This is a genomic window from Pseudomonas sp. c313 (assembly GCF_055407145.1).
In genome coordinates this window covers 59,644-83,848 of sequence record NZ_JBUZRD010000013.1, presented here as the reverse complement: position 1 = coordinate 83,848, position 24,205 = coordinate 59,644, and the positions used below count along the sequence as shown (strand labels likewise).

Below are 24,205 nucleotides of genomic sequence, written 5' to 3'. Positions count from 1 at the left end.
CTGAGCGTAGTTGAGGGTTCCACGGGTGCCTCTTTTCTGTGGGTTGTGGAGAGTGGACTTGTCGGATCGCCGCACCGCCCCGTTGGGCTGCGAAGCAGCCCCTTACATGCGATGATCTTTTGCCACAACAAGCCCCGTCACCACAGGAAACTGCTCCATGCTCAAAACCCTCGCGGTGGCCAATTACCGTTCGATCAACAAATTGGTGGTGCCGCTGGATCGGTTGAACCTGATCACCGGCCCCAATGGCAGCGGCAAGTCCAACCTGTACCGTGCTTTACGACTGCTGGCGGAGACGGCCCAAGGCGGGGTGATCAACGCACTGGCCCGTGAGGGTGGGTTGGATTCGAGCTTCTGGGCCGGGCCGGAAAACATCAGCCGGCGCATGCTCAGTGGCGAAGTCGAGGTTGAGCCAAGCGTACGCCAGGGCGCCAAGCGCTTGCGCTTGGGGTTTGCCGGGGAAGATTTCAGCTACGCGATCTCCCTGGGTCTGCCGGAGCCCGGCGAGTCATATTTCTCCCTGGACCCGGAGATCAAGAAGGAATGCATCTGGGCCGGCCATGTTTACCGCCCGGCGAGCCTGTTGGTGCAGCGCTCCGGCCCGATGGTGCGCGCCCGCGATGGCCGCGCCTGGGATGTATTGGCCCAGCACACGCCGAACTACCACAGCCTGTTCGATCAGGTCGGCAGCCTGCGGGGTTCGCCGGAGGTGCTGCTGTTGCGCGAGAGCATTCGCGGCTGGCGCTTTTATGATCACTTTCGCAGCGACGTCGACGCCCCGGTGCGCCAGCCGCAACTGGGCACGCGTACGCCAGTGTTGCATCACGACGGTCGGGATTTGGCGGCGGCGTTGCAGACCATTCGCGAGATTGGCGACCCCGAGGCATTGCAACGGGCAATCAGCGATGCGTTTCCCGGAGCTCGGTTGAATATCGAGCCATTGCAGGGCGGACGTTTTGCCATCGAATTTTATCAGGAAGGGTTGCTGCGGCCGTTGTCGGCGGCGGAGTTATCGGACGGCACCCTGCGCTACTTGCTTCTGGTTGCGGCGCTGCTAACGCCACGGCCACCAACGATGATGGTACTCAACGAACCAGAAACCAGCCTGCACCCGGACCTGTTGCCGGCATTGGCGCGGTTGATTATCCAGGCGTCGGAGCAGTGTCAGGTGTGGGTGGTATCCCATGCCAGCCGCTTGATTGCGGCGTTGCAGCAGGATGAGGAGTGCAATTCGATTGTGCTGGAGAAAGTGATGGGGCAGACGCAGATTGTCGGGCAGCTGGTGCTCGATGAGCCGGCTTGGCATTGGCCGAGTTAAGCGGTTAAGGATCGTTCCCACGCGCGTGGGAACGATCAGGTAGAGATTAGCCCTGCCACTTACCGCCTTCAACAATCACGCTTTCGGGCTTGGTGTCATCGCTCAGTTCTTTACGCACATATTGGTCATACAGCTTGAGCAGGAATTTCTCCTCGCCCAGCTTGGCCAGTTCACTATTCACCCAATCGCGCAGTTCGATATTGCCCTTCTTCACTGCCGGCGCAATCGGCGCTTCATCACCCAGTTTCTGCTCCAGCACGCGGTAACCCGGGTTCTGCTTGGCCCAGCTGAACAGCACCAAATTGTCCTGGGCATACGCATCACCACGACCGGCGGACAGCGCTTGCAGCGACTCGGAGTTTTTCTCGAACTTGAGCAGCTTCCAGTCCGGGTGGTTCTTGGTCAGCCAGATATCGGCAGTGGTACCGGTGGTGACGATGGTGGTACGGGTGACCAGGTCATCCAGGCTTTTCACCGCACTGTCATTTGGCACCAGGGCCTGGACCGCGACTTTCAGGTTAGGGTTGGTGAAGTCCACCGCTTCCTTGCGTTCCGGGGTCACGGTCATGTTGGCGAGGATCAGGTCGACCTTGTCACTTTGCAGGAACGGAATACGGCTCGCCGGTTCAACGGCGACGAACTCGATCTTGTTCTCGTCGCCCAGCAAATCCTTGGCAAAACGGCGGCCGATGTCGGTATCGAAGCCGACGTAGCGCCCTGCTTCATCGACAAAGCCGAACGGCGGCTTGTCGGTAAATACGCCGACAATCAGCTTGTCCCGCGCTTTGATCTTGTCGATGTAGCTCACCACTGCCGGAGCGGCAGCGGCGGGCTTGGCGGGTTCTTCGGATTTATTGCAGCCGGCCAGCAAAGCGAGGCCGAACAGTGGCAGTAACAACAGTGAAGATTTGGCAGTTTTCATAACAGCTCCAGTTCCTTGGTCTTTTTGGGCAGTGTTGAAACAAAGGAGAATTTCTCCAGGAACTGCTGCGCGCGTGCGGTTTGCGGGTTCGTAAAGAATTCCTCGGGGGTGTTTTGTTCGAGGATGCGGCCGGCCTCCATAAACACCACGCGGTCGGCGACGGCGCGGGCGAAGGCCATTTCATGGGTGACGATCAGCAGGGTCATACCGTCCCGGGCCAGGCCCTGGATCACCTCCAGCACTTCCTTGACCATTTCCGGGTCGAGGGCGGCGGTGACTTCGTCAAACAGCATGACCTGAGGGTTCATGCACAACGAGCGGACGATGGCGATGCGTTGCTGCTGGCCGCCCGACAGCTGGCGCGGGAAAGCGTCGCGCTTATCGGACAGGCCAACCCGTTCCAGCAGTTTTTCTGCCTGGGCGCGGGCTTCGCGGGGTTCGCGTTTTTGCACTTTCAGCGGGCCCAGCAAAATATTGTCGAGCACGTTCATATGGGGGAACAGGTGATAACTCTGGAACACCATGCCTACGTCCTGCCGCACCTGGCGCCAGTCGGTAGCCTTGTTCAGCAGTTCACGGCCTGCGAAACGCAAGTGCCCGCTGTGAGCCACTTCCAAGCCATTGAGGCAACGCAACAAGGTACTTTTGCCGCAACCGCTAGGGCCGAGAATCACCACTACTTCGCCACTTGCGACGCTCAGGTCGATGTCCTTGAGCACCTGCTGCTCGCCGAAGAATTTGTTGAAACCCTGGAACTCGATCAATGCACTCATGCTTGGGCCCAGCGCCGTTCCAGCACCTTGGAGGCGGCCGACAACGGGTAGCAGATAAAGAAGAAAAACAGGAACAGCGCGCCGTAGATCAACACTGACTCATAGGTGCGCTCGATGATTTGCTGGCCGACCTTGATCACGTCCACCACGCCGATCAGCACCGCCAGGGAGCTGGTCTTGATGATGCGGGTGTAGACGTTGATGGTGGGCGGCGTCATGCGTTTGAGGGCCTGGGGCAGCAGCACATAACCGTAAAGCTGCGGGTCCGACAAACCAATCGACAGGCCCGCCTCACGTTGCCCGCGCGGCAGGGAATGCAAGGCGCCGCGCACCACTTCGCCCACTTCACTGGCGCCCCACAGGGACAGCACCAGCACTGCGCACCAGAAACTGGGAATGCTCAGGCCAAAAAAAATCGGCAGGCCGAAGAACAGCAGGTACAGCCACACCAGCACCGGAATCGCCCGGAACAGCTCCAGGTAAATTCGCAGCACGAGGTTGATGGCTTTCGAATTCAGCGTGCGCAACACGCCGTACAACACGCCCCCGACGGTGCTGAAGGCGATGCTCAAGAAGGAGATCGACAGGGTTTGCGCCGCGCCCTTGCCCAGTTGCGGCAACGACACCCAAAGTAATTCAAGACCCGAACTGGCCATGCTGGAGCCTCCTTTCCAGGCGGCTGAGCAGCAGCGACAGCGGCAGGAACAACAGCACGCAAATCAACGTCAGCACGGCGAGCATTTCGTAGGTTTTGTAGTAGAGGGCGATATAGCCTTTGGCGGTGTAGAGAATCTCTGGCACCGCCACCGCCGAGACCACCGTGGTCTCCTTGAGCAGGAAAATGAAGTTGGCGAACAGTGCCGGCAGGCTGAGAATCCCGGCCTGGGGCAGGATCACGTAGCGCAGCAATTGCCAGTGGGACAGGCCGATGGACTTGCCCGACTCGATCTGTGCCAACGGCACCGCCTCAACACCGGCACGCAGCACTTCAGTGAGGTAGGCGCCGCCAAGGAAAGTCATGGTGATGATCGCCGCCCAGAACCCGGAGATATTCACACCCAGGGCCGGCAACGCGAAGTAGACGAAAAACAGTTGGATCAGCAGCGGCGTGTTGCGAGCCAGCTCCACATACAGCGCCACCAGGCGCCACAGATAAGGCGTGCGAAACACCAGCAAGGCTGCGTTGATCAGCGCCACCAGCAGCGACGTGCAGATGGCGATCAGGCCCACTTGCAGCGTCACGCCCACGGCCTTGAGAAACGCAGGCAGCGTGCTGAGGATAAAAGCGTAATCGAAGGTCATTTGAAGTCCCTGACGCCGCAAGGGTAATACGGCGCTAGCACGGTCCGATTCGACGTGGGTAACGCCGAGTAGCGCGAACTTTAAAGGTATAAAAAGTAAAATTTAAATACCTAAATAGCATATTGATATCACCCAAATAGATAACCTGCGGATTCGCGGGGTTGCTGGATGACAGCTACTGTTCTCGGCGTTGTAGGAAACTTCTTTTTATCGGCGCTGAGCTCCAAGGATTGGCAGCGCTTGGCCAGACTGATGGCCACTTAACAGGCGAGGGAATGACCGATGACCGAGACAAAACCGATTGACCCGCAGGAGTTGGTGAAGTGGCTGATGGCGTTGCGGCGGGCGATTAATACCCGCAATCTCTGAAAAAACGCAGGCCAAATGTGGGAAGCCGGGCAAGCCCGGCTCCCACAGACGCAGCCAAGCCGTCGGCGTTCAAACCTTGAAGGGGGGTTATCAGAACGCTGGCACTACCGCGCCGTTGTACTTCTTCTCGATGAAGGCTTTGACTTCAGGGCTGGTCAGGGCCTTGGCCAGTTTCTGGATAGCCGCGCTGTCCTTGTTGTCTGGACGGGCTACCAGGAAGTTCACATACGGTGACTTGGCGTCTTCGATGATCAGCGCATCCTTGGCTGGGTTCAGGCCAGCTTCCAGGGCGTAGTTGGTGTTGATCATATCCAGGTCAACCTGGTCCAGAACCCGTGGCAGCAGCGCCGATTCCAGCTCCTTGAACTTCAGGTTCTTTGGGTTGCTCGCGATGTCTTTAGGCGTGGACAGGGCGTTGGTCGGGTCTTTCAGGGTGATCAAGCCCGCCTTTTGCAGCAGCAGGAGTGCGCGGCCGCTGTTGGAGCCTTCGTTGGGGATGGCCACGGTCGCGCCATCTTTCAACTCAGCCAGGCTTTTGATTTTCTTCGAGTAACCACCAAAGGGTTCAACGTGCACGCCGATCACGGTGACCAGGTTGGTGCCTTTACCCTTGTTGAAGTTTTGCAGGTACGGCAGGGTCTGGAAGTAGTTGGCGTCCAGACGCTTCTCGGCCACCTGTACGTTCGGTTGCACGTAGTCGGTGAAGACCTTGATTTCCAGGTCCACGCCTTCCTTGGCCAGCGCAGGCTTGATCAGCTCAAGAATCTCGGCATGGGGAACCGGGGTGGCAGCCACCACCAGTTTCTCGCCAGCCTGGGCCAGGCTGGCAGTCAGGGCAGCCGCCAGTGCGGTGAATAACAGAACCTTTTTCATGCAGTGTCCTTATCGAAAATCCGGGGCGCCAGCGACGGCCGCTTTTTATGTGGTGTGCCAGCGAAGTGCTATCGCGACATGAAACGGACAATACCGATATTTTTTATTCCCGAACAATACCTTTTATTCACTTTGATATTCCATTTTGTTCATACAGACGATAAGCCTTCCAATAGACGCTTCAAAGCACTGCGCTCGGCATCGGTGCCGTCCTGCAGGATCTGCCGGACCTGCTGTTCGATCCCCGCCACCGACGGAGCATTCACCGGCAAATTCAAATGCTCCGGCAAAATCTCATCGCCACTGCTGACCAGCAGCGCAAAGTGAATGACGTTCTCCAGCTCGCGGGTATTGCCCGGCCAACTGTGGTGTTCCAGCACCCGTTGCGCCGCCTCGCCGATCAATGGCACAAGCAGGTCCAGGCGCTGGCTGTAGATGCCGAGGAAATATTCGGCCAGAGGCAGGATATCGCCCACCCGCTCGCGCAGCGCCGGCAACTCAAGATGGCCTTCGTTGAGGTAATGGAACAGGCGCTCGTGGAATTTACCGACAGCCACCGCCTGGGCCAGGTCGATGCTGGTGGCCGCCACCAGGCGCACATCCACCGGGCTAGGCTGGTGAGCGCCGACGCGGGTCACTTCGTGGTTTTCCAGGGCGGCCAGCAACTTGACCTGGATCGGCAACGGCAAGTCGCCGATTTCATCGAGGTACAAGGTGCCGCCATTGGCCGACCCGAACCAACCGGCGCGACTGCTGGCCGCGCCGCTGTGGCTACCGGCGGCGTAACCAAACAGCTCCGCGTCGGCATAAGTGGGGCTGATGGCGCCGCAATTGACCGAGACAAACAAGCCGGCGCGGTCACTGCCGCGGTGGATGTGCCGTGCGAGCAATTCCTTGCCGCTACCGGTTTCACCGCGAATCAACACCGGCAAAGCGCGGGGGGCAAGGCTTTCGAGGTCTTCACGCAGTTGCCGCGAACGCGGGTCGACAAACACCAGTGCCTTGGCGCGGATGCTCAGGGGACTTTTTTCGGCGTCAGGAAAGGTCAGCAGCGGCTGACCGAAATTTTCATGCAGGCTCATGGCAGACTCCCACCCCAATCCACTCAGGGACGGGGCGTTCAAGAAATATTACGCACGGCGCCGGGAGTGCTGCTCCAGGCGACTTTGCAGGCGATAGAGATAAGCGAAACCCTGCTCCCAGCGCTGGTGCCCGGACTTCACATTGATGTGCCCGGCACCGGCGAGAATCCCGGCCTCGGCGCCCCAGTTGCGCGCCAGTTCCATAGCACGAGGGGCGCTGACAGCGCTGTCGTTATCGGAGCTGACGACTTGGCTGGGGAACGGCAGCAAGTCGCTGGGGATCGGTGCGAAATTACGCAGGGCGGGCGCGCAGGCAGGTCGTTCGACATCGGCCGGAGCCACCAGCAAGGCGCCGCGTACTTGACGCAGGAAATGCACCGGCGCGGTTGCGGCCCAATGGGCGACCGTGATGCAGCCCAGGCTATGGGCGATCAGAATGACCGGGGTGCTGTCGGCGGCAATCGCTTCGGCCAGCGCCGCTACCCAGTCTTCGCGGCGCGGAGTCAGCCAGTCGGCCTGCTCCACCCGAGCGCTGTTGGGCAGACTGTTCTGCCAGTGACTTTGCCAATGGTCTTCTGGCGATCCTTGCCAGCCCGGCACGATCAGATAACGAATCGACTCGCTGTGCATGGGTGTGCCCTCCTGCAGCGTTTAACGTTGCTGACCAGTATAGGGACGAGGTTTATATTCGTTAAGGAATAAGAAGATATTTATTAATAACAAAAATGCATATTCAAGTTTTTATCTGCACGCTACACATCAAAGCAGGCTGACTATTACTTGTCGCTAGCGTTGCTGTGCGTTCATCTGTTGGGGACTTGCAGAAGTACCATCCATGCTTCCATCCTCTTAAGTATCAATGCGTGCTTATTCCTGCATGCATCCTGCCAGACGCGGTCGTGCAGGACGCTAGCCCCGCACGCCAACTTGTTGACCGCAAGCGCCAATCCCTATGCCTGAAGCCACTTCCCTCGCCAGCTGGAACCACGCTCTGCGCAAGCAACTCGACGCCCTTGGCCTCGACAGCGCGGCACTGTGCGCCCAGGCCGGGCTCGACCCGCAGCAGATGGACGATCCAAAAGCGCGTTACCCGTTGTCGGCCACCACGCGGTTGTGGGAACTGGCGGTGCAGGCCAGCGGCGATCCGGCCATCGGTTTGCGGGTGTCGCGGTTTGTCAGCCCCACCACGTTTCACGCCCTGGGCTATGCATTGGTGGCCAGCGGCAGTTTGCGGGAAGTGTTCGAGCGGATCGTCCGTTATCACCAGATAGTCAGCGACGTCCTGGTGCCGGAGCTGACCCGGGAAGGTGAGCGCTATTGCTTTCGTTTGCTGCAATCTGGCGACAGCCCGGCGCCGGCCATCGAAGCCATCGATGCCTTTGCAGCGATTTATGTGCGCACCTGCCGCAACCGCCTGGGACGCGACTATGCACCGCTGGCGGTGTATTTGCGGCGACCGGAACCGGCCGATCCCACGTCCTGGCACACGGTTTTCCGCGCACCGGTATTCTTTGCCGCCGATGAAGACCGCCTGGAGTTCGCCGCCGTTGATTTCGACAGTCACCTGGACGACGCCAACCCGGAACTGGCCGAACACAACGAAACCGTGCTCAACCGTACCCTCGCCCAACTGCAACCGCTGACCTGGGAACGCAGGGTGCGCTCGGCCATCGAAGCGCAACTGCCAGACGGCGAACCCAGCGCCGAGCGCATTGCCCAGGCCTTGCACTTGAGCCTGCGCAGCTTGCAGCGGCACCTGGCAGATGAAGGCTGTCGGTTTGATACGCTGCTCAATGAATGCCGGGAGAATCTGGCGCTGCTGCACCTGCGCGATCCCCAATGCTCATTGGCAGAGATCAGTCACTTGCTGGGGTTTACCGATACCAGCAGTTTCAACCGCGCGTTCAAGCGCTGGACCGGGATGACGCCGGGGCAGTTTCGCGATGGGTTGAGGTAGGGGGCTGCGGCTAAACCGGCGTCCTGCCGGTTTAGCCACGGATCAATGCCTGCGTTCAGCCATCGTGGTTAACGGGGCACGGCGGCCTGGTAGCCGACCTGAGTGGTGAGAAGCAAGAGCAGATCCCATGCCCACTGCCCACTGTAGGAGCGAGCTTGCTCGCGATGGTCGTTAACGATGACGCTGGCTTCCTGAATCACCGCGTTGCCCACCCTAAGCCGCCGTTACCGCAGCAGCGGATATGTACTCAATCACCCCCTAGAACCGAACCTGCCGCCCCCCAGCCATTAGAGATGTGTAGATACCGTGCCGCGATGAGGCCCTCACAGACACCGCCAAACCACAGCCGATCAGCGCCCGCGATCGCGCCGCAATAACTTCCTCACCCGCGCCACCAACTCCTTGGGCTCGAACGGCTTGAGCAAGTAATCATCCTCGTGCAGTTCCAGGCCGCGCAGGCGATCCTCAATCCCGTCCTGGGTGGTCAGGAACAACACCGGCGTCTCGCCCTTCTGACGGATCGCCTGCTGCAGCTTCCAGGCATTGAGCCCCGGCAGCATCACATCAAGGATCACTAGGTCGTATTCGCTGCTCTCGACAAAACGCTGGGCAGCCATGCCATTGGCCGCTACTTCAACCGTGTAACTGGCCTCGTTCAGGCCCCGGGCCATCCACTCTGCCGTCTCCGACTCGTGTTCCACTAGCAGCACACGCATAACACACCTCGAATAATCGTAACTGCAGGCTAACACCCTCAAGCGTGGGCCGCCTCCCGCAACCGCTGCACATCGAGAATTTCGATCTCGCCATAGCCCAAACGCAGGATGCCCTGCCCTTGCAAGTCCTTGAGCAACGCGTTGGTGGTCTGGCGCGATAGGCTGAGCATCGCCGCCAGGTCTTCCTGGGGCAGTTGCAGCACACGTCTTGACCGTTCGATCTCGCCGTAGCCCTGGGCGATCATCAACAAACGGTGGGCCACCCGTACCGACGCCGGCATCAGGCTCAGTTGCTCGATGTTGATAAAGGTCAGGCGCAACTTTTGGCTCATCAGCAGGGCCATGTCGCGCCAGTAAACGGGGGTTTCGTCGAGTATCTGCAGCAGGGCCGGCTGTGGCACCTGCAACAACGTGCAGGGCCCGACGGCGCAGGCGTCATGGGTACGCGGCAAACCGTCGAACAGGGAAATTTCGCCGAACCAGTAAGGCGATTCCGCCAGGCTCAACACCGCCTCCTTGCCCTGCTCGTTCACCGCACTGATGCGCAAGGTGCCTTCCAATACCGCATACAAGCCACACGGCGGGTCGCCGCGCTTGAACAGGTATTGCCCCGCCGTCAGCTGCCGCAAGCGGGCATGGGCGAGCAAGCTATCCTGTAACTGAGCAGGCAGGTGGCTGTACCAATGACCGGTCGACAGTCGTGGGGGCCATTTCTCTGCGTCCATGAGAACTCCGAAGATTGTCGGCCAGCTGACAGTTGGCCGCAGGCCGACAAGGCATGATCAACCATCCTACAGGAGGAATAACAATGAAAAGCCTCGTCGACCATCTTAGTCAATATGCCGCCTACCACCGTGACCCGCGCAACATTGCCAGCCACTTTATCGGCATCCCCTTGATCGTCGTCGCCGTCGCGGTCTTGCTCTCACGCCCCGAATGGTCACTGGCTGGCTTCTGGCTGTCGCCGGCCGTGCTGCTGGCGCTGTTCTCGGCCTGGTTCTACCTGCGCCTGGAATTGGCCCTCGGCGTGTTGATGACGGTGCTGATGGGCTTGTCGGTGTGGACAGGGCATGTGCTGGCGGCGCAAAGCACACTCGTCTGGCTCAGCAGCGGCATCGGCATGTTTGTGGTGGGCTGGGTGATCCAGTTTGTCGGCCATTACTACGAAGGCAGAAAGCCTGCGTTTGTCGATGACGTGTCCGGGCTGATTGTGGGGCCGTTGTTTGTGGTAGCGGAGTTGGCGTTTTTGCTGGGGTTGCGCCAGCAACTCAAGCGCCAGATCGAAGAGCGCTCGGGGCCAGTAGCAGTGCGTAACAAGAATGCCACGGCCTAACGATAGCGCTGCCGAAACGCCCGAGGGCAGACCCCTTTGGCCGCGCGGAACAGGCGCAATTGCGCGAGTGGCGGGTGCAGAGCTGGCACGAGCGCAGTAGAACGAGTTTTAGGGATCACCACCTAACCCTGTAGAGCCGGCTTGCCGGCGCCTACAGGTATATCACTCAGGCCTTCTGCCAAACCTTGGGCTTGAAGAACAACGTCTCGCCGCGCGCCAGGCCGGTCAGGCTGTCGTGGTCTTTCACCACTTCAGCTTCGATCAGTTCGTTCTGGCCTTCAACTTTCAGGGTCACCCGAGTGGTCGCGCCCAGCGGTCGAATATCGCGCACTTGCGCCGCATGGTGATCTTCCAGTTCATGGCGCGACAGCGACACTTCATGGGGACGGAACAACACATGCTTGTCCTCCCCCAAATGCAAACGGTTGGAGTCGCCCAGGAAGTGGTAAACGAAATCGCTGGCCGGGTTTTCGTAGACTTCGCCCGGTGAGCCGATCTGCTCGATCACGCCCTTGTTCATCACCACGATACGGTCGGCGACTTCCATGGCCTCTTCCTGGTCGTGAGTCACAAACACCGAGGTCAGGTTGATGTCTTCGTGCAGACGCGCCAGCCAGCGGCGCAGTTCTTTACGGACCTTGGCATCGAGGGCGCCGAAAGGCTCATCGAGCAGCAGCACTTTCGGTTCCACCGCCAGGGCGCGGGCCAGGGCGATACGCTGGCGCTGGCCACCGGAGAGTTGTTCCGGGTAACGGTCAGACAACCAGTCCAGCTGCACCATGTTCAGCAACTCATGAACCTTGACCGCAATCTGGCTCTCGGTTGGGCGCTGTTTTTTCGGTTTCATACGCAGGCCGAACGCGACGTTGTCGAACACCGTCATGTGGCGGAATAGCGCGTAATGCTGGAACACAAAACCGACGTTGCGATCACGCACATCGTGGCCAGAGACGTCTTCGCCGTGGAAGACGATGCTGCCGTCATCCGGTGTTTCCAGGCCGGCGATGATGCGCAGCAGCGTGGTCTTGCCGCAGCCGGACGGGCCGAGCAACGCCACCAGCTCGCCACTCTGGATGTCCAGATTGATGCTGTTCAGGGCCTTGAAGGCGTTGAAATTCTTGCTGACATTACGGACTTCGATCGACATGACTTATTCCTCAGCCGCACCGGCGCGCAGGCGGTTAATACGGTTCTCGCTCCACTGCTTGAGCAGCAGGATGAAGAGCGCCAGGATCAGCAACAGGCTCGCAACGGCAAACGCGGCGACGTGGTTGTATTCGTTGTAGAGAATCTCGACGTGCAGCGGCAACGTATTGGTGACGCCACGAATGTGCCCGGACACCACCGACACCGCACCGAACTCACCCATGGCCCGCGCAGTACACAGCACCACACCGTAGATCAGGCCCCACTTGATGTTCGGCACGGTGACATGCCAAAACATCTGCCAGCCGTTGGCTCCCAACAGGCGTGCGGCTTCTTCTTCCTGGGTGCCCTGCTCTTGCATCAGCGGGATTAGTTCACGGGCCACGAACGGCACGGTGACGAAGATCGTCGCCAGCACGATGCCCGGCAAGGCGAAGACGATCTGGATGTCGTGATCCTGCAACCACGGGCCAAAGAAGCCCTGGGCGCCGAACATCAGCACATAGACCAGGCCGGCGATCACCGGCGATACCGAGAACGGCAGGTCAATCAGCGTCACCAGCATGCTCTTGCCACGGAACGAGTACTTGCTCACGCACCAGGCGGCGCTGACCCCGAACACCACGTTGAGCGGCACCGAAATCAGCACGGCGATCACTGTCAGTTTCAGTGCCGACAGCGCGTCGGGTTCAAAGATAGCGGCGAAGAACGCACCCAAACCCAGTTTCAGGCCCTGGGACACCACGATAAACAGCGGCAGCAGCAAAAACAGGGCGAAGACCAGCCAGCCAAGGCTGATCAGGATGCGCCGGGATACGGCGCTGCCACGGCGGGCAGCGTTGGCCGACGAGGCGGCGGCAATAGACGATTGGGACATTGTGCGCGCCTCCTTATGGACGTTCGATGCGCCGCTGCAACAAGTTGATCAGCAGCAGCAGGACAAAAGAAACCACCAGCATCAGCACGCCGATGGAGGTAGCGCCGGTGTAGTCGTATTGGTCGAGCTTGACCATGATCAGCAGCGGCAGGATCTCGGTTTTCATCGGCATGTTGCCGGCGATGAAAATCACCGAACCGTACTCACCGACACCTCGGGCGAAGGCCAGCGCGAAGCCGGTCAGCCAGGCGGGCAGCAACGCCGGTACGAGAATGTAGCGGAACACCTGCAACGGCTTGGCACCCAGGCAGGCAGCAGCTTCTTCGATTTCCCGGGGGATATCGGCCAGCACCGGCTGCACCGTACGCACCACAAATGGCAGCGTGACGAAAGTCAGCGCCAGGGTGATGCCCAGCGGGGTGTAGGCGATCTTGAAGCCCAGGTCGGCGGCGAACTGACCCACCAGGCCGGCAGGCGCATATAAAGCAGTCAGTGCGATACCGGCCACTGCGGTGGGCAGGGCGAACGGCAGGTCGATCATCGCGTCGATGATCTTGCGGCCGGGGAAGGTGTAGCGCACCAGCACCCAGGCCAGCAGCGTGCCGATCACGCCGTTGATGATTGCGGCGTACAGCGCGGTGCCGAAGCTGAGCTTCAACGCCGCCAACACGCGAGGCGCCGAGATGATGGCCCAGAACTGATCCCAGGTGAGTTGGGCGGCATGCACAAACATCGCCGCCAGCGGTATGAGCACAATCAGACTGAGGTACACCAAGGTGTAGCCCAGCGTCAGCCCGAAGCCGGGTATGACGGGGGAGGTACGACGCGACATAAAAGTCCTTGGTTAACGGGTAGATGCCACTGTAGGAGCGAGCTTGCTCGCGAAGAACTCAAGGGCAGCGCGTTCATTCAGAATGCCCGCGTCATTGTTGACGATCTTCGCGAGCAAGCTCGCTCCTACAGGTAGTGTGGCTTACTGGGCAGTGTAGATCTGGTCGAACACGCCACCGTCTTTGAAGAATTTCGGTTGGGCAGTTTTCCAGCCGCCGAAGTCTTTGTCGATAGTCACCAAGGCCAGTTTCGGGAACTGCTGGGCGTATTTGGCGGCCACGTCCTTGTCACGTGGACGGTAGAAGTTCTTCGCCGCGATTTCCTGACCGGCCGGGCTGTACAGGTGATTGAGGTACGCCGTAGCGATCTCGGTGTTGCCCTTTTTCTCGGCGTTCTTGTCAACCACGGCCACTGGCGGCTCGGCGAGGATCGACAGCGATGGAACCACGATGTCGAACTTGTCGGCACCGCCGTCCTCTTTCAGCGCCAGGAAGGCTTCGTTTTCCCAGGCCAGCAACACGTCACCCTGACCGTTGTTGACGAAGGTAATGGTCGAGCCACGGGCGCCGGTGTCGAGGATCGGCACGTGCTTAAACAGCTCCTTGACGTATTCCTGGGCCTTGGCTTCGCTGCCACCGGCCTTGAGGCCATAAGCCCAGGCGGCGAGGAAGTTCCAGCGCGCGCCGCCGGAGGTTTTCGGGTTAGGGGTGATCACCGAGACGTCGTTTTTGATCAGGTCGCCCCAGTCCTTGATGCCTTTAGGGTTGCCCTTGCGCACCAGGAACACGATGGTCGAGGTGTACGGGGTGCTGGCGTCCGGCAGGCGGGTCTGCCAGTTTTCCGGGAGGGTCTTGCCCAGTTTGGCAATTTCGTCGATATCACCGGCCAGGGCCAGGGTGACTACGTCGGCACGCAGGCCGTCGATCACGGCCCGGCCTTGCTTGCCCGAACCACCGTGGGATTGCTGGATCTTGACGTTGTCGCCCGGATGCTCTTTCTTCCAGAAGCTGGTGAACTCAGCGTTGTAATCCTGGTAAAGCTCACGGGTAGGGTCGTACGAGACGTTGAGCAACTCGTAGTCCTTGGCAACGGCGGAGCCTGCAAACACGGCGCTGGCCAGTGCAGCCAGGGCATAACGGCGAATCGACGACATAGAGAAGCTCCTGAAATTCTTGTGTGTTGGCTTTTTCTTATAAGTGCAGGTGACGCAATCGAATCGCCGATCTTGCTTTAGCTCGGCTTGTTACCCGGATTCTGCAAACGGAATTTCTCTTTGCGCTCGATCTGTACCACTTGTGCGTTGTGCACGGTGATCTCCACTGCGCCAAACCGCAGATCGCGCAGGGCGCTCTGGATCTCGCGCAAAATGGCTGCTTCGTCCTGGCCGTCAACGCTACGTAGAGATGCGCTCATGGTCGTGCTCCTGAAATGAGAAGTGCCTGGCAGTGGCGGCACTGCTTGCGGCGTGAGGGCGATAGTAGATAAGCGCGGATATTCTTAAAAATACTATTTAAGAATGTTTATATAACCAGAAAGAATTTTCTGGCGGCGCGGGGGGTTGCGACGGTTTTTTGCGGGGAAGATATTTCGTAGCAGGGTTCTAACGAATCGCGGGCGCCCTGTCCCACTCAATTTCATTGGCCGGCATCGGCTTGCCAAACCAATACCCCTGGGCCATGTCGCACTGCAGGTCCAGCAGGAACCGCGCCTGCTCAACCTGCTCGATGCCTTCAGCATGCACCTGCATGCCCATGCTCTGCGCCAGGGCAATCACCACCCGCACGATCGCCGCGTCATCTTCATCCCACGGCAGACCGGCGACGAAGCCCTGGTCAATCTTGAGCTTCTGCACCGGCAAGCGCTTGAGGCGCAGCAGCGACGAATAGCCGGTGCCAAAATCGTCGATGGCCAGGCGCAAACCCAGTTCCCGCAGGCGGTGCAGTTGCTCCAGGGCCACTTCCGGATCGTTCATCACCGCGCTTTCGGTGACTTCCAACTCCAGCAAGGCCGGGTCCAGGCCGGTCTCGTGCAACACCTTGGCTACCTGGTCGTACAACTCGCGCCGGGCAAACAGACGGCTGGAAATATTCACTGCAAGGAACGACAAGTTCACACCCTGCGCCAGCCATTGGCACATCTGGCGACAGGCCTGGTCCATGACCCACGCATCGATGTCGACAATTAGCCCAGTGCGTTCGGCGATGGGGATAAATTCCGCAGGCGCAACCAGGCCGCGTACCGGATGTTGCCAGCGCACCAAGGCTTCGACGCCGATCAGGCGGCTGCCTTGCAGGTCGTGCACAGGCTGGTAATAGACCCGCAACTCCTGCTGTTCAAGGGCACGGCGCAGTTCGCTGGCGATCTCTACTCGGTGCTGGGCGTGGGCGGTAAGCTCTTCGGTGTACAAGGCGTAATCTTCGCGGCCGGCACTTTTGGCCTTGAACAGCGCGGAGTCTGCGTTGCGCAGCAGTTGCTCGGCGCTCAGGGCATCGCTGGGAAACAAGCTGATGCCAATGCTGGCGCTGATAAAGAGTTGATTGCCGTCGAAGGTGAACGGATCTTTCATGCTGTCGATGATCAGTTGTGCCATGGCGGCAGCCTGAACCACCTGTGGACAACTTTCCGCCAGCACCGCGAACTCATCGCCCCCCAAGCGCGCCAGGGTTACGCCGGGCCCAAACAGGCCTTGCAACCGTTCGCCCACAGCCTTGAGCAACTGGTCGCCGACATTGTGGCCGAGGCTGTCGTTGATGATTTTGAAGTGGTCCAGATCGAGCAACAGCAGCGCGCAGCCACGCTTGTTAGTCTGCGCCGACGCCAGCGCCTGCTCGGCACGGTCAGTGAACAGCAGGCGGTTGGGCAGGTCGGTCAGCGGGTCGTGGTGCGCCAGGTGCGCAAGTTCGTGCTCGGAATGTTTGATCGCGCTGATATCGGAGAATACGGCTACGTAGTGGCTGATTCGACCGTGATCATCATGGATGACCCGGATCGTCTGCCACTGTGGATAAATTTCGCCGCTTTTTCGGCGGTTCCAGATCTCGCCGCTCCATTCGCCGTCGCGCCCGAGGGTTTGGAACATTTCTTCATAAAAAACCGCCGAATGGCGCCCGGATTTAAACAGGCTGGGCTGGCGACCCATGACGTCTTCACATCGGTAGCCGGTGATTTCGATAAAGGCACGGTTGACGTGGACAATCAGGCCTTGGGCGTCGGTGACCAGCACCCCTTCGCGGGTGCAATCGAACACCGCTGCAGCCTGGCGCAGGCGCTCGCGATTTTCCTTCAAGGGTTGCTGGATCAGGTTTGTCCGCGCAAAACGGGCGCACAGTAGAAAAATAACAAGGGCACTCAGGCTAATCCAGGCATACCCCCGCACTATCGACCAGTGGATCAACTCCGTCGGCTCATCGAAAAGATTGATCAATAACCGCTGGCTGAGCTGTATCCACACAATAGAAACCAGCAGGTACACCAGCCCTGCACGCAGGGCACCTCGGTATGCAAACAACATATAGTCAGTAATCCTTACTCAAAAACCAGAATCCCCCTACAAAGAGCCAGGATTATAGGGTAAGAAACACTTTGTAAGTCTTATCTGAAACGGTGACTGGTTTTATCCGTGTGCTGAGTGATAATGCGGATGCTATTTTTTTCTTTATCTGAGGGCCATACAACCTATGTGGTACAACGGTTTTCTTGACTTGTCGGCCTGGCAACTGGTGGCAGTCACTCTGTTGATGACCCACGTGACCATTGTCGGGGTCACCGTCTATCTACACCGTTATTCAGCCCACCGCTCCCTGGAGCTCAATGCTGGCCTGAAACACTTCTTCCGCTTCTGGCTGTGGCTGACCACGGCGCAGAACACTCGCGAGTGGACTGCCATCCACCGCAAACACCACGCCAAGTGCGAAACCGTCGACGATCCTCATAGCCCGGTGATCAAGGGCCTGTCCACCGTCCTGCGCAAGGGCGCCGAGCTGTACCGCGCCGAGGCGGAAAACCCCGAGACCCTGCGCATCTACGGCAAGAACTGCCCGGAAGACTGGATCGAACGTAACCTCTACACCCGCTTCCCGATGCTGGGCGTGGCAATCATGGGTGTGATCGACCTGCTGCTGTTCGGCACCATCGGCATCACCATCTGGGCCATCCAGATGATGTGGATTCCGTTCTGGGCCGCCGGCGTGATCAACGGCCTGGGCCATGCCGTCGGCTACCGCAACTTCGAATGCCGTGACGCGGCGACCAACCTGATCCCCTGGGGCATCATTGTTGGCGGCGAAGAGCTGCACAACAACCATCACACCTACCCCAACTCCGCCAAGTTGTCGGTGAAGAAATGGGAATTTGACATGGGCTGGGCCTGGATCAAGGTGTTCAGCTTCCTGCGCCTGGCCAAGGTCCAGCGCGTTGCGCCCATCGCCCACCGGGTCGAAGGCAAGGGCCACCTGGACATGGATACCGCCATGGCGATCCTTAACAACCGTTTCCAGATCATGGCCCAATACCGCAAGTTGGTGATTGCGCCGCTGGTCAAGCAGGAGCTGGAGAAGGTCGATCACTCCGTCCGCCACCAGTTCCATCGCGCCAAGCGCCTGCTGTCGCGGGAAACCAGCCTGCTGGATGACCGCCATCACCTGCGCATCCAAAGCATGCTGGAGCACAGCCAGGCGCTGAAAGTGATCTACGAAAAACGTCTGGCGCTGCAACAGATCTGGCTCAAGACCAGCACCAATGGCCACGACATGCTGGCGGCGATCAAGGAATGGGTCCACGAGGCCGAGGCCAGCGGGATTCAATCCCTGCGTGACTTTGCCCATCAGTTGAAAACCTACTCACTGCGCCCTGCAACGGTCTGATTGGATGCCCGAGGGCTTGTTGTGGCGAGGGGCTTGTCCCCTCGCCACAGAAACCCCTCCCCACAGTTTTTTGGCGCCATTACACAGTCGCCGAATTTTCCGTCTCAATCGCCACCGATAACGGAACTTCGCTGCAAATCTCCTCTCTCAAACAACACTTCGCCATCCTGGCGCACCTTGTTGTGACCGCTATCTGATCCTGCGGCACGCCCAGAGAGAGTTGTGCCGATGGTCCACGAAAAAAACTCCCCTCCCGATATTCCCATCGCTGAGCAGGCACGGCCTGCGGCTGCCGCCACGTTGCTGGCGCTCAAGCATGCCCAGGGCGAAGTGGAGCGCCTGAGCGAACGCGAGCAGTTGTTGAGTTCGTTACTGGTCAGCGTCAACGCCGTGCTGTGGGCGATCGAGTGGGACACCCGTCGCGTGCTGTACGTCAGCCCAGCCTACGAGCGCATCTTTGGTCGCGCGGCGGGTCTGTTGATGGCCGACCACAGGGAATGGCACAACAGCATCCACCCCGAAGACGTCGATTACGCCGAACACAGCCTGGCGCTGGTGCTGGACAAAGGCGCCGTGGAAGACCGCCAGTACCGTATCATCACCACAGACGGGCAGATCCGCTGGCTCAGCGATAAATGCTTTACCAACCAGCAGGCCGAACCCGGTCAGCCGATCATCGTGGTGGGCATCGCTGAAGACATCACCGAAAAAAAGCAGTTGGAGCTGGAACTGCAACGCCTGGCCACCACCGATGCGCTGACCAAAAGCAGCAACCGTCGGCACTTCTTCGAATGCGCCAACCATGAATTCGAGCGCGCCTGCGTCCAAGGCACGCCACTGGCATTTCTGTTGCTGGACATCGATGACTTCAAGACCGTCAACGATACCTACGGCCATCTGGAGGGTGATCAGGTGCTGCAGCGTATCGCCGAGAGCGGTCGAGGAGTTTTACGCCGTGGCGATTTGTTCGGGCGCATTGGCGGCGAAGAGTTTGCCGCAGTGCTGCCCGGTTGCGCGCCGGAAATGGCCAGGCAGGTGGCCGAGCGTCTGGGGCAGGAGATTGCGAAGCTAAGTTTCAGCCATGAAGAACAGAGCTACGGGGTAACTGTCAGCCAGGGCTTGGCAAACATGACTGGCGACGATGCGAACCTCGACAGCCTGTTCGCCCGAGCCGATACGGCGATGTATGAGGCCAAGCGCCAGGGCAAGAATCGAGTTATCTCAGGCTGATGATCAGCATCAAACCTTGCGGATGCGCATCAGCTCCGACAAACCTACCTTGAGCAACCGCGCCGTCTTGCCCCTGGCCAGTTCCTCGACGCCTTCATGCTCGGTCAGCCGCGCCAATTGCGCCGCTATGTTCACCACCAGCGCTTCACGGGAATACACCCCGCCTTCCAGGGAATAGATCGCCGCGATCAGCTGACGCAGTTCCAGCGGCAAGCGCCAGCGGATGCGCAATGCCGAGCCGTAGTTGGCGCCGAAGGTATACAGGGACTCGCCAATCAGTTCGACATCCAGTTCGCCACCGCCCTGGCGCCACTCCTGTAAACACCGCAGCAGCGCCAAATCGCCCAGCCGGTGGAGAATGCCGGCGCTGTAGCAGCGCTCATGGTCCAGATCAAGCATGCGCGCCAGGGAGCGAGCGTAATCGGCGGTACGCTGGGACAGTTGCCAGTGACGTTCGGCGTAATCCACCAGGCTGGCGTCGCTCAAGATCACGTTGTGCTTTAGGGCCAGGCCCAGGATCAAATTCATGCTCTGCCCGGCCGCCAGCTTGTGCAGGGCCATGGACAAGGTTTGCACCGGCACGCCGTGATGCCCGGCGCTGTTGGCGGCGGCGATCAGTACGGCGGTGATTTGCGGATCAACCTTGATCTGCTCTTCCAGGCGCCTGAGGTCCAGGCCTTCCGGCGCAAGACTGTGTTGCACCACCGCCTTGACGTCGACCCGCAGCGGCGCGCCATCGGACAGTTCGCGGCGGTGCTCCAGGAACGCCGGAAGGGTCATGCCGGCGGCCAGGGCCGGGGCTTCACAGCAAACGGTTTCACCCTCGTTAAGCAGCAAGTCCTGCAGACGCTGGGTCAGGCCTTCCATGTTAAGGGGTTTGGTCAAGTACGCGGTCGGCGCCAGGGGCAATGCTTCGCGCACGCTGGCGCTGTCGTTGCGGGTGCTCAGCAGGATGAACGGCAACGCCGGTGTACGTCGACGCTGGCGCACGGTACGCAACAGGCTCAGGCCGTCGACGCCGGGCAGATCCCAGTCGGCGATGATCAGGTCGTAGGGTTTTTCACTCAATAGCGCAGCCGCTTGCTGCCCGTCGGCGCACACGTCCAGCCGTGCGTCACAGCGCACATTCAACAATACCTGCTTGAGCAGATCCCGCGACCAGGGGTCCGCCTCGGCGATCAACACACGGGGTACAGCAGGCAAATCAACAGCAACCATCCAACACGCTCCCTCTGCAATCCTTGCACCTTAGACAATGCTGGCATTTGGATACAGGAAAATTCCCTTGATATGTTTCTGAGGGTACAAAAAAACCGCCGAAGCGGTTTTTTTGTAGATCAGGTCACGCTAAATCAGAGCTCGGAGAAGCACTCTTCAATGATTGCCAGGCCTTTATCCAATTGCTCGTCCGGCGAAGTCAGCGGCACCAGTACGCGCAACACGTTGCCGTAGGTACCGCAGGACAGCAGGATCAAACCCTTGTCGCGGGCCTTGGCGACCACGGCGGCCACGGCCGGGGCGTTCGGCTTGTGGCTGTCGCCATCGACGAACAGCTCAATCGCGATCATCGCGCCCAGGGCACGCACGTCACCGATCACCGGGTACTTGGCCTGGATAGCCTTGAGGCCGGTCACCAGACGCTCGCCCACCGCCTTGCAGCGGTCCAGCAGGTGCTCTTCTTCGAACACTTCCATCACCGCCAGCGCAGCCGCGCAAGCGATCGGGCTACCGGCGTAGGTGCCGCCCAGGCCGCCTGGCGCAATGGCGTCCATGTATTCAGCCTTGCCACACACACCGGCCAGCGGGAAGCCGCCAGCGATGGATTTGGCGAAGGTGGTCAGGTCGGCGGCAACGCCCATCTGTTCCATGGCGAAGAAAGTACCGGTGCGGCCAGCGCCGGTTTGCACTTCGTCGGCGATCAGCAGGATGCCGTGCTGGTCGCACAGTTCGCGCAGGCGCTTCATGAAGGCTTTAGGCGCGACGTAGAAACCGCCTTCGCCCTGCACCGGCTCGATGATGATGGCCGCGATATCACGCGGCTCGGCATCGTTTTTGAAGATACGTTCGATGCTGGCGATGGAATCATCCACGCTCACACCGTGCAGGTCGTTCGGGTACAGCGCACGGAAGATACCGCCAGGCATCAGGCCCATGCCGGCCGAGTAAGGCACGACTTTACCGGTCAGGCCCAGGGTCATCATGGTGCGACCGTGGTAAGCGCCAGTGAAGGCAATCACGCCGGCACGGCCAGTGGCGGCGCGGGCGATTTTCACGGCGTTTTCTACAGCTTCGGAACCGGTGGTCACCAGCAGGGTTTTCTTGGCGAAATCACCAGGCACCTTGGCGTTAACTTTTTCGCACAGCTCAACGTAAGGTTCGTACGCCAGCACCTGGAAGCAGGTGTGGGTCAGCTTGTTCAGCTGGGCGGTCACGGCCGCGATGATTTTCGGGTGCAGGTGGCCGGTGTTCAGCACGGCGATACCGCCGGCGAAGTCGATGAACTCACGACCTTCAACGTCGGTCACGGTGGCGTTCTTCGCCGACTCGGCAAAGATCGGGTGAATCTGGCCAACACCGCGCGGTACTGCGGCTTCGCGGCGTTTCATCAGGGAAGCGTTGGTCTTGCTCATCAAAAAAGTCCTCATTCGCCGCTCATCGGGCGGCGTAGCTCAAGGAGTACGTGGCGGGAGGCAACTACGGCAGCATGCGATGATCGACTGCCACAGCTTTCCGGCCACTTGCGTAATAACGTTTTGAAACACGCAAAGGGACAGCGCTCTCGTGCCCTTTGCGTTTAACGCAATGCCTTGCCGGGTTTAGATACCCAGGCAGAGGTATTTGATTTCCAGGTAATCCTCGATCCCGTACTTGGAGCCTTCACGGCCCAGGCCCGAAGCCTTGATGCCGCCAAACGGCGCCACTTCGTTGGAGATCAACCCGGTGTTGACGCCGACCATACCGTATTCCAGGGCTTCGGCCACACGGAACACACGACCCAGGTCTCGGGCGTAGAAGTAGGAGGCCAGGCCGAACTCGGTGTCGTTGGACATCGCGATCACTTCGGCTTCGTCTTTGAAGCGGAACAACGGTGCCAATGGACCGAAGGTTTCTTCCTTGGCCACGGCGGCGTTCTTCGGCACGTTGACCAGGATGGTCGGCTCAAAGAAGTTACCTTCCATGACCTTGCCCCCGGCCAGCAGCGTTGCGCCTTTGCTCAGGGCATCGGCGATGTGTTCCTGAACCTTGGCCACGGCTTTTTCGTCGATCAACGGGCCGGTAGTAGTGCCTTCTTCCAGACCGTTGCCGATCTTCAGTTTGGCCACCGCCACTTTCAGTTTCTCGGCGAACGCGTCGTACACCGAATCCTGAATGTACAGGCGGTTGGCGCAGACACAGGTCTGGCCGTTGTTACGGTACTTGGAGATGATCGCGCCTTCGACGGCCTTATCCAGGTCTGCGTCGTCGAACACGATGAACGGCGCGTTACCGCCCAGTTCCAGGGAGACTTTCTTGATGTCCTTGGCGCATTCGGCCATCAATTGGCGACCGATTTCGGTGGAGCCGGTGAAGGACAGTTTGCGCACGATCGGGTTGCTGGTCAGCTCGCTGCCGATATCGCCAGCACTGCCGGAGACCACGCTGAAAACGCCTTTGGGAATACCGGCACGCTGGGCCAACTCAGCCAGGGCGAACGCGGAGAACGGCGTTTGCGAGGCGGGCTTGAGCACCATGGTGCAACCGGCAGCCAGGGCCGGGCCGGCTTTACGGGTGATCATCGCGGCGGGGAAGTTCCACGGCGTGATAGCAGCGGTCACGCCGATCGGCTGCTTGATCACGATCAGGCGCTTGTCCGGCTGATGGCCCGGAATCACGTCACCGTAAATGCGCTTGGCTTCTTCGGCGAACCACTCGATGAACGAGGCGGCGTAGACGATTTCGCCCTTGGCTTCGGCCAGCGGCTTACCCTGTTCCAGGGTCATCAGGCGAGCCAGGTCGTCCTGGTTTTCGATGATCAGTTCAAACCAGCGACGCAGCTTGTTCGCACGGTCCTTGGCGGTCAGTGCACGCCAGGCCGGCAGGGCCTTGTCGGCCGCTTCGATAGCGCGGCGGGTTTCGGCGGCGCCCATTTTCGGCACGGTACCCAGAATTTCGCCGGTAGCCGGGTTGTTAACCTTGATCGTCTGACCGTTGTCCGCATCGACCCAAGCGCCATCAATGAAGGCTTGCTGGCGGAACAACTGGGTGTCTTTAAGCTGCATGTCGGCTTTCCTTAACAGCACCGCGCGCGCGCGGAGCAAATTAGAGTTGTTGAAAGGCGCCTTGAAGGCTGCCGTCAGGGAAATCATTCACCGGGCGCAAGCACATAAATAGCGCACAAAAGACAGATGTGCGGTTCAGCACCCAGGGAGGAGCGTTTGAAATCTCAAACGAATCCTAGGATCAATGGGGGTAAAGGACAATAGTCTGTTCGAAAAAAAGAACGAAAACGGCGTATTTGCCGAGATTTTCTGATAAGCGTACTTGCGCCTGGTTCAGTGCCAACAACCCATACCGCCCGGGGCAGAGCCTCGACACTCCAGAATCCTGCCGGCAGACGGCCAAAAACCAGCATGG

The 24,205-nt window shown here is 59.7% G+C and carries 23 protein-coding genes; 5 read left to right on the top strand and 18 right to left on the bottom strand.

What is annotated here, in order from left to right; genetic code table 11:
• Nucleotides 1–157: 157 nt before the first annotated feature.
• The gene (locus ACZRKZ_RS24410) at nt 158–1,318 is read left to right on the top strand and encodes an AAA family ATPase (RefSeq protein WP_463982999.1); all 1,161 of its coding nucleotides are present in this window, start codon (nt 158–160) and stop codon (nt 1,316–1,318) included.
• A gap of 46 nt (nt 1,319–1,364) precedes the next feature.
• On the opposite strand, the gene ACZRKZ_RS24405 is transcribed toward ACZRKZ_RS24410, so the two are convergent.
• From ACZRKZ_RS24405 to ACZRKZ_RS24375, 7 genes are all read right to left on the bottom strand, one after another.
• Complete coding sequence (locus ACZRKZ_RS24405) at nt 1,365–2,240, bottom strand: transporter substrate-binding domain-containing protein (protein WP_463982998.1); 876 nt, start codon at nt 2,238–2,240, stop codon at nt 1,365–1,367.
• Nucleotides 2,237–3,013, bottom strand: a complete 777-nt coding sequence (locus ACZRKZ_RS24400; RefSeq protein WP_463982997.1) for an amino acid ABC transporter ATP-binding protein — start codon at nt 3,011–3,013, stop codon at nt 2,237–2,239. Before ACZRKZ_RS24400 ends, ACZRKZ_RS24405 begins: the two co-directional genes overlap by 4 nt.
• Nucleotides 3,010–3,669, bottom strand: a complete 660-nt coding sequence (locus tag ACZRKZ_RS24395; protein WP_063033610.1) for an amino acid ABC transporter permease — start codon at nt 3,667–3,669, stop codon at nt 3,010–3,012. Before ACZRKZ_RS24395 ends, ACZRKZ_RS24400 begins: the two co-directional genes overlap by 4 nt.
• Nucleotides 3,650–4,315, bottom strand: coding sequence for an amino acid ABC transporter permease (locus ACZRKZ_RS24390; RefSeq protein WP_463982996.1), 666 nt, complete (start codon nt 4,313–4,315; stop codon nt 3,650–3,652). The genes ACZRKZ_RS24395 and ACZRKZ_RS24390 overlap by 20 nt, the downstream gene beginning before the upstream one ends.
• A 459-nt stretch (nt 4,316–4,774) precedes the next feature.
• On the bottom strand, nt 4,775–5,557 hold the full coding sequence (locus ACZRKZ_RS24385; RefSeq protein ID WP_463968905.1) for a MetQ/NlpA family ABC transporter substrate-binding protein: 783 nt from the start codon (nt 5,555–5,557) through the stop codon (nt 4,775–4,777).
• A gap of 149 nt (nt 5,558–5,706) precedes the next feature.
• The gene (locus tag ACZRKZ_RS24380) at nt 5,707–6,639 is read right to left on the bottom strand and encodes a sigma 54-interacting transcriptional regulator (RefSeq protein ID WP_463982995.1); all 933 of its coding nucleotides are present in this window, start codon (nt 6,637–6,639) and stop codon (nt 5,707–5,709) included.
• Between the two features lie 48 nt (nt 6,640–6,687).
• Complete coding sequence (locus tag ACZRKZ_RS24375) at nt 6,688–7,269, bottom strand: alpha/beta hydrolase (protein ID WP_463968903.1); 582 nt, start codon at nt 7,267–7,269, stop codon at nt 6,688–6,690.
• Between the two features lie 322 nt (nt 7,270–7,591).
• On the opposite strand from ACZRKZ_RS24375, the gene ACZRKZ_RS24370 reads away from it, so the two are divergent.
• Complete coding sequence (locus ACZRKZ_RS24370) at nt 7,592–8,596, top strand: AraC family transcriptional regulator (protein ID WP_463982994.1); 1,005 nt, start codon at nt 7,592–7,594, stop codon at nt 8,594–8,596.
• 350 nt (nt 8,597–8,946) lie between these two features.
• Here ACZRKZ_RS24370 and ACZRKZ_RS24365 read toward each other — a convergent pair whose 3' ends face one another.
• On the bottom strand, nt 8,947–9,312 hold the full coding sequence (locus tag ACZRKZ_RS24365) for a response regulator (RefSeq protein ID WP_350613841.1): 366 nt from the start codon (nt 9,310–9,312) through the stop codon (nt 8,947–8,949).
• A gap of 38 nt (nt 9,313–9,350) precedes the next feature.
• Nucleotides 9,351–10,037 carry a Crp/Fnr family transcriptional regulator gene (locus ACZRKZ_RS24360; protein ID WP_463982993.1) on the bottom strand — a complete coding sequence of 229 codons (687 nt, stop codon included), beginning with the start codon at nt 10,035–10,037 and terminating at the stop codon, nt 9,351–9,353.
• Between the two features lie 83 nt (nt 10,038–10,120).
• Between ACZRKZ_RS24360 and ACZRKZ_RS24355 the strand changes: the two genes are divergently transcribed.
• Nucleotides 10,121–10,645 carry an Mpo1 family 2-hydroxy fatty acid dioxygenase gene (locus ACZRKZ_RS24355; RefSeq protein WP_463982992.1) on the top strand — a complete coding sequence of 175 codons (525 nt, stop codon included), beginning with the start codon at nt 10,121–10,123 and terminating at the stop codon, nt 10,643–10,645.
• Between the two features lie 166 nt (nt 10,646–10,811).
• Here the strand turns inward: ACZRKZ_RS24355 and ACZRKZ_RS24350 are convergent, their stop codons facing one another.
• From ACZRKZ_RS24350 to dibA, 6 genes are all read right to left on the bottom strand, one after another.
• Nucleotides 10,812–11,792, bottom strand: a complete 981-nt coding sequence (locus tag ACZRKZ_RS24350) for a sulfate/molybdate ABC transporter ATP-binding protein (RefSeq protein ID WP_463968900.1) — start codon at nt 11,790–11,792, stop codon at nt 10,812–10,814.
• A gap of 3 nt (nt 11,793–11,795) precedes the next feature.
• A complete protein-coding gene (cysW, locus tag ACZRKZ_RS24345; RefSeq protein ID WP_463982991.1) occupies nt 11,796–12,668 on the bottom strand; it encodes a sulfate ABC transporter permease subunit CysW in 873 nt (290 codons plus the stop codon).
• 13 nt (nt 12,669–12,681) lie between these two features.
• Nucleotides 12,682–13,500: a sulfate ABC transporter permease subunit CysT gene (gene cysT / locus ACZRKZ_RS24340; protein WP_133103001.1), complete on the bottom strand. Its 819-nt coding sequence runs from the start codon at nt 13,498–13,500 to the stop codon at nt 12,682–12,684.
• A 141-nt stretch (nt 13,501–13,641) separates the two neighbouring features.
• On the bottom strand, nt 13,642–14,652 hold the full coding sequence (locus tag ACZRKZ_RS24335; RefSeq protein ID WP_350613833.1) for a sulfate ABC transporter substrate-binding protein: 1,011 nt from the start codon (nt 14,650–14,652) through the stop codon (nt 13,642–13,644).
• Between the two features lie 77 nt (nt 14,653–14,729).
• Entirely contained in the window at nt 14,730–14,912 is a 183-nt protein-coding gene (gene oscA, locus ACZRKZ_RS24330) for a sulfur starvation response protein OscA (protein ID WP_003170956.1), read from the bottom strand.
• A gap of 187 nt (nt 14,913–15,099) precedes the next feature.
• Nucleotides 15,100–17,010 carry a phosphodiesterase DibA gene (gene dibA, locus ACZRKZ_RS24325; protein WP_463982990.1) on the bottom strand — a complete coding sequence of 637 codons (1,911 nt, stop codon included), beginning with the start codon at nt 17,008–17,010 and terminating at the stop codon, nt 15,100–15,102.
• Between the two features lie 166 nt (nt 17,011–17,176).
• On the opposite strand from dibA, the gene desA reads away from it, so the two are divergent.
• Both desA and ACZRKZ_RS24315 read left to right on the top strand, forming a co-directional pair.
• Nucleotides 17,177–18,361 carry a delta-9 fatty acid desaturase DesA gene (desA, locus tag ACZRKZ_RS24320; RefSeq protein ID WP_463968896.1) on the top strand — a complete coding sequence of 395 codons (1,185 nt, stop codon included), beginning with the start codon at nt 17,177–17,179 and terminating at the stop codon, nt 18,359–18,361.
• Nucleotides 18,362–18,589: 228 nt separating this feature from the next.
• Nucleotides 18,590–19,591 carry a GGDEF domain-containing protein gene (locus ACZRKZ_RS24315; RefSeq protein WP_463982989.1) on the top strand — a complete coding sequence of 334 codons (1,002 nt, stop codon included), beginning with the start codon at nt 18,590–18,592 and terminating at the stop codon, nt 19,589–19,591.
• 9 nt (nt 19,592–19,600) lie between these two features.
• On the opposite strand, the gene ACZRKZ_RS24310 is transcribed toward ACZRKZ_RS24315, so the two are convergent.
• From ACZRKZ_RS24310 to gabD, 3 genes are all read right to left on the bottom strand, one after another.
• Entirely contained in the window at nt 19,601–20,809 is a 1,209-nt protein-coding gene (locus tag ACZRKZ_RS24310) for an HDOD domain-containing protein (protein ID WP_463968894.1), read from the bottom strand.
• A 134-nt stretch (nt 20,810–20,943) separates the two neighbouring features.
• Complete coding sequence (gene gabT / locus ACZRKZ_RS24305; RefSeq protein ID WP_463982988.1) at nt 20,944–22,221, bottom strand: 4-aminobutyrate--2-oxoglutarate transaminase; 1,278 nt, start codon at nt 22,219–22,221, stop codon at nt 20,944–20,946.
• A gap of 186 nt (nt 22,222–22,407) precedes the next feature.
• Nucleotides 22,408–23,850: an NADP-dependent succinate-semialdehyde dehydrogenase gene (gene gabD / locus ACZRKZ_RS24300; RefSeq protein WP_149414235.1), complete on the bottom strand. Its 1,443-nt coding sequence runs from the start codon at nt 23,848–23,850 to the stop codon at nt 22,408–22,410.
• Nucleotides 23,851–24,205 lie beyond the last annotated feature (355 nt).

Bases quoted from the DNA above. Each gene is read 5' to 3' on its own strand.
- ACZRKZ_RS24410 (WP_463982999.1), top strand. From the start codon at position 158: ATGCTCAAAACCCTCGCGGTGGCCAATTACCGTTCGATCAACAAATTG.
- ACZRKZ_RS24405 (WP_463982998.1), bottom strand. From the start codon at position 2,240: ATGAAAACTGCCAAATCTTCACTGTTGTTACTGCCACTGTTCGGCCTC.
- ACZRKZ_RS24400 (WP_463982997.1), bottom strand. From the start codon at position 3,013: ATGAGTGCATTGATCGAGTTCCAGGGTTTCAACAAATTCTTCGGCGAG.
- ACZRKZ_RS24395 (WP_063033610.1), bottom strand. From the start codon at position 3,669: ATGGCCAGTTCGGGTCTTGAATTACTTTGGGTGTCGTTGCCGCAACTG.
- ACZRKZ_RS24390 (WP_463982996.1), bottom strand. From the start codon at position 4,315: ATGACCTTCGATTACGCTTTTATCCTCAGCACGCTGCCTGCGTTTCTC.
- ACZRKZ_RS24385 (WP_463968905.1), bottom strand. From the start codon at position 5,557: ATGAAAAAGGTTCTGTTATTCACCGCACTGGCGGCTGCCCTGACTGCC.
- ACZRKZ_RS24380 (WP_463982995.1), bottom strand. From the start codon at position 6,639: ATGAGCCTGCATGAAAATTTCGGTCAGCCGCTGCTGACCTTTCCTGAC.
- ACZRKZ_RS24375 (WP_463968903.1), bottom strand. From the start codon at position 7,269: ATGCACAGCGAGTCGATTCGTTATCTGATCGTGCCGGGCTGGCAAGGA.
- ACZRKZ_RS24370 (WP_463982994.1), top strand. From the start codon at position 7,592: ATGCCTGAAGCCACTTCCCTCGCCAGCTGGAACCACGCTCTGCGCAAG.
- ACZRKZ_RS24365 (WP_350613841.1), bottom strand. From the start codon at position 9,312: ATGCGTGTGCTGCTAGTGGAACACGAGTCGGAGACGGCAGAGTGGATG.
- ACZRKZ_RS24360 (WP_463982993.1), bottom strand. From the start codon at position 10,037: ATGGACGCAGAGAAATGGCCCCCACGACTGTCGACCGGTCATTGGTAC.
- ACZRKZ_RS24355 (WP_463982992.1), top strand. From the start codon at position 10,121: ATGAAAAGCCTCGTCGACCATCTTAGTCAATATGCCGCCTACCACCGT.
- ACZRKZ_RS24350 (WP_463968900.1), bottom strand. From the start codon at position 11,792: ATGTCGATCGAAGTCCGTAATGTCAGCAAGAATTTCAACGCCTTCAAG.
- cysW (WP_463982991.1), bottom strand. From the start codon at position 12,668: ATGTCCCAATCGTCTATTGCCGCCGCCTCGTCGGCCAACGCTGCCCGC.
- cysT (WP_133103001.1), bottom strand. From the start codon at position 13,500: ATGTCGCGTCGTACCTCCCCCGTCATACCCGGCTTCGGGCTGACGCTG.
- ACZRKZ_RS24335 (WP_350613833.1), bottom strand. From the start codon at position 14,652: ATGTCGTCGATTCGCCGTTATGCCCTGGCTGCACTGGCCAGCGCCGTG.
- oscA (WP_003170956.1), bottom strand. From the start codon at position 14,912: ATGAGCGCATCTCTACGTAGCGTTGACGGCCAGGACGAAGCAGCCATT.
- dibA (WP_463982990.1), bottom strand. From the start codon at position 17,010: ATGTTGTTTGCATACCGAGGTGCCCTGCGTGCAGGGCTGGTGTACCTG.
- desA (WP_463968896.1), top strand. From the start codon at position 17,177: ATGTGGTACAACGGTTTTCTTGACTTGTCGGCCTGGCAACTGGTGGCA.
- ACZRKZ_RS24315 (WP_463982989.1), top strand. From the start codon at position 18,590: ATGGTCCACGAAAAAAACTCCCCTCCCGATATTCCCATCGCTGAGCAG.
- ACZRKZ_RS24310 (WP_463968894.1), bottom strand. From the start codon at position 20,809: ATGGTTGCTGTTGATTTGCCTGCTGTACCCCGTGTGTTGATCGCCGAG.
- gabT (WP_463982988.1), bottom strand. From the start codon at position 22,221: ATGAGCAAGACCAACGCTTCCCTGATGAAACGCCGCGAAGCCGCAGTA.
- gabD (WP_149414235.1), bottom strand. From the start codon at position 23,850: ATGCAGCTTAAAGACACCCAGTTGTTCCGCCAGCAAGCCTTCATTGAT.